General features: G+C 59.8%; 5 protein-coding genes. 1 reads left to right on the top strand and 4 read right to left on the bottom strand.

From position 1 onward, the window contains the following. Window positions 1-124: 124 nt before the first annotated feature. Complete coding sequence (locus CP49_RS01065; protein ID WP_057848448.1) at window positions 125-766, bottom strand: response regulator transcription factor; 642 nt, start codon at window positions 764-766, stop codon at window positions 125-127. A 148-nt stretch (window positions 767-914) separates the two neighbouring features. Here CP49_RS01065 and CP49_RS01060 point away from each other — a divergent pair, with 148 nt between their 5' ends. Then, window positions 915-1,145, top strand: coding sequence for a hypothetical protein (locus CP49_RS01060; RefSeq protein ID WP_057848447.1), 231 nt, complete (start codon window positions 915-917; stop codon window positions 1,143-1,145). Window positions 1,146-1,266: 121 nt separating this feature from the next. Here the strand turns inward: CP49_RS01060 and CP49_RS01055 are convergent, their stop codons facing one another. From CP49_RS01055 to CP49_RS01045, 3 genes are read right to left on the bottom strand one after another with little or no spacing between them, the layout of a single operon-like run. After that, window positions 1,267-1,590, bottom strand: coding sequence for a hypothetical protein (locus CP49_RS01055; protein ID WP_057848446.1), 324 nt, complete (start codon window positions 1,588-1,590; stop codon window positions 1,267-1,269). Window positions 1,591-1,593: 3 nt separating this feature from the next. Next, window positions 1,594-2,466, bottom strand: a complete 873-nt coding sequence (locus CP49_RS01050; protein WP_057848445.1) for a CheR family methyltransferase — start codon at window positions 2,464-2,466, stop codon at window positions 1,594-1,596. A gap of 31 nt (window positions 2,467-2,497) precedes the next feature. Beyond that, entirely contained in the window at window positions 2,498-2,887 is a 390-nt protein-coding gene (locus CP49_RS01045; RefSeq protein ID WP_057848444.1) for a response regulator, read from the bottom strand. Window positions 2,888-2,992 lie beyond the last annotated feature (105 nt).

Raw genomic sequence — 2,992 nt, 5'->3', positions numbered from 1 at the left:
TCACAACGGGCTGAAATCACTCAACTTTCTTTTTCGGTCAGGCTCTCAGGATGAGGATTTGAACGGTTGTGACGCAATACTAGCCGACGCAGGCTTGCGCCGGATCAGGCCTCAGAACCTACAATCAGACCTGACCCTGACGCTGGGTTGTCATCACGATCCGGACCAGGTCGGCGGCATTCCGCGCGCCAAGCTTCTTCATGATGTTGGCGCGATGATCCTCGATCGTGCGCGGGCTGATCCCGAGATGCCGCCCGGCTTCCTTATTGGAAGCGCCGGCGGTGAATTGTTCCAGCACCTCGCGCTCGCGCCGCGTAAGCGGTTCGCGCCCTGGAAAATGCAGGGTCGCAATGCGCGACTGCGCGTTTTGCGCCTGCCGGCGCGCATAGGCCTCGATCGCCTCATCGAGCCTTGCCACGATTTCGCTGCCGCGAAACGGCTTCTCGATGAAGTCCAGCGCGCCGCTCTTGATGGCGCTGACCGCCATGGCGATATCGCCCTGTCCTGAGATCATGAAGATCGGCGCAGGGTAATCCTCACCATGAAGCTCTTTCAGAATATCGAGACCGGACTTTCCGGGGATATGCACATCGAGCAGGATGCAGGCTGGCGTGCGCGTTCGTGCGACTGCCAGCAGAGCGGCGCCGTCGGCAAAGCAGATGACCTGGTAGCCACCTGCCGTCAGGACCATCGAAAGCGTGTCGCGAACGGCAGGGTCGTCATCGACTACAAAAATCTCCCCGCGGGAGGGGGCCTTTTCAGCCATGTTCCATCGTCCATGCGTGGTTGAATGGGACGCACACTCGGATAACGGTATTCAACTGCATACCGGACCGTATTTGTACGGGACCATGGCTTAGCGCACAAGTAGCAACGCACGCCTAAAAAAGTAACTAAGAGTGCACTCATGCAGGATGCAGCAGGCGACGGCGTCGCACGACCAGGATGACGGCTACTGCGCCGTGGTTTCGGACCTCGTGAGCCTGATCGAGCACGTCCAGAAGAGTCTGCGGCTGATTGAACAGACGATCGCCGGGGGAAAACTTCACCCGGCAACCCCGAGAGTTCCACCACCGTCATCGTGCTCGACGACGTATCCCCGCTACATGAAGGCTACCGCCGCGTTGCAGGCCTGCGACGAATAACCGCCTGCTGCTATGGAACGATCGCTACGTCAAAAATGTACTGGCTGGCGCTCGAGCGCCTGTGCGTCGGAACCGGCAAATCACCCGCGCCGGAGCGTTTAGTCTGACAGGGCTCGCTGCCTCAAAGCATTGCCTCTTCGGCCTTTGACGAGGCGCCCGGCCGCTTTTTTCCGTGCTTGCCTCTCAGAAAGCGAATGTCCATTTCCGTGCCGTTGACGCGAACGAGTTCGCATCGGCGATAGGCGAGGCCGGTCGACGACAGCAGCAGGAAGAACTCCTTGAGATTGAGACCTTGAATGGAGCCTTCCACGGTCAGCTCGGCGTCGGTGTCCGAGATCGCGTTGAGCTGGCAGTCCCTGCGCCAGGTCCCGTCGATCGCCATGATGCAGACGTCATAGCCCCGGCTGAACGTGACTCTTTCCGCGCCCTTGCCGTCCTCTGTCATCGCTCACCGTCCTGCCATCGCCGCGATTTTCGGCATCGACGTCGCGGCCTGCGGAGATGCTGCACGCGCGCCGCTCGGCCGATAGAGACCGCGCCTGTCCGGGAACGGCTTGAAGACATCAGTCAGGCCGACAACCGTTTCCGCCGCGCCCAGCACCAGGAATCCGTCGCCTTCCATCGCCTTGGCAAGACGGCCAAAGATACTGATCTTGGTGTCCTGATCGAAATAGATCAGGACGTTCCGGCAGAAGAGGATATCGAAGACGCCGAGCTGGGAGAAATCGTGCAGCAGGTTCAATTGCCGGTGCTGAACCATGGCGCGGAGCTCCGGGTTGATCTGCCAGAGCTCGCCGTTCTGCTTGAAATACTTGACGAGCAATTGAATCGGAAGGCCGCGCTGGACCTCGAACTGGCTGTAGATGCCGGACTTCGATTTCTCAAGCACTTCCGTCGACAAGTCCGTCGCGATGATTTCGACCCGCCATCCGGCCAACGCCGCGCCCATTTCCTTCAGGGACATGGCAAGCGAATACGGTTCCTGCCCGGTTGAGCCGGCAGCGCACCAGATCCTGATGCTCTTGCGGCCGGCGCGCGCCTTCAACATCTCCGGCATGATCGTATCGCGGAAGTGCTCGAACGGCACCCTGTCGCGGAAGAAGAAGGTCTCGTTGGTGGTCATGGCTTCGACCACCTGGGCGATGATCAAGGACGATCCGCCCCTCATTTTCTGCACGAGCTCGCCGATACCCGACACGCCGCATTTGCGCGACAGCGGAAGCAGGCGACTTTCGATCAGGTATTGCTTGTCTGCGGAAAGGTCGAGACCGGAATGATCCTTCAGGAGCTTACGCAGATACTCATAGTCTGGCGGGTTCACGGGCGGCCTCTCAAGGGCAAGCGGATAACATTTAGATCGAGCTCTGTTCCGGGAGCGCGACCAGACCAACTTCCTGGAATTTTGCCGCGACGATGTCCTTGTCGAACGGCTTCATGATGTATTCGTTGGCGCCGGCATGCAGCGCGCGCGAGATATGATCCATGCCGTTCTCGGTGGTGCAGAACACGACCTTGGGTACGTCGCCGCCGGGCAGGCGGCGCAGGTTGCCGAGGAATTCGTAGCCGTCCATGACAGGCATGTTCCAGTCGAGCAGAACCGCGTCCGGCATGGCATCCTTGCAGGCTTCCAGCGCCTGCTCGCCGTCCTCGGCCTCGGTAATCTGGAAGTCCATTTCCTCCAGGATGCGGCGCGCGATTTTTCGCACGATGCTGGAGTCATCGACGACAAGACAGGTTTTCATTTTTGCTTCCTTGCTTGACGAGCGGCGCTATGCTGCGAGCGTTGTTTTGGGCACGATTTCGAGAACGCGATCGACGTCGAGGACGACCATGAGCTGGCCGTCGAG

The sequence above is a fragment of the Bradyrhizobium valentinum genome, from assembly GCF_001440405.1.
Taxonomy (GTDB): Bacteria; Pseudomonadota; Alphaproteobacteria; order Rhizobiales; family Xanthobacteraceae; genus Bradyrhizobium; species Bradyrhizobium valentinum.
This window is presented reverse-complemented; position numbering and strand designations above follow the sequence as displayed.

Excerpts from the sequence above, each read along its gene's own strand:
- CP49_RS01055 (WP_057848446.1), bottom strand. The coding sequence starts at position 1,590 with ATGACAGAGGACGGCAAGGGCGCGGAAAGAGTCACGTTCAGCCGGGGC.
- CP49_RS01065 (WP_057848448.1), bottom strand. The coding sequence starts at position 766 with ATGGCTGAAAAGGCCCCCTCCCGCGGGGAGATTTTTGTAGTCGATGAC.
- CP49_RS01045 (WP_057848444.1), bottom strand. The coding sequence starts at position 2,887 with ATGAAAACCTGTCTTGTCGTCGATGACTCCAGCATCGTGCGAAAAATC.
- CP49_RS01060 (WP_057848447.1), top strand. The coding sequence starts at position 915 with ATGCAGCAGGCGACGGCGTCGCACGACCAGGATGACGGCTACTGCGCC.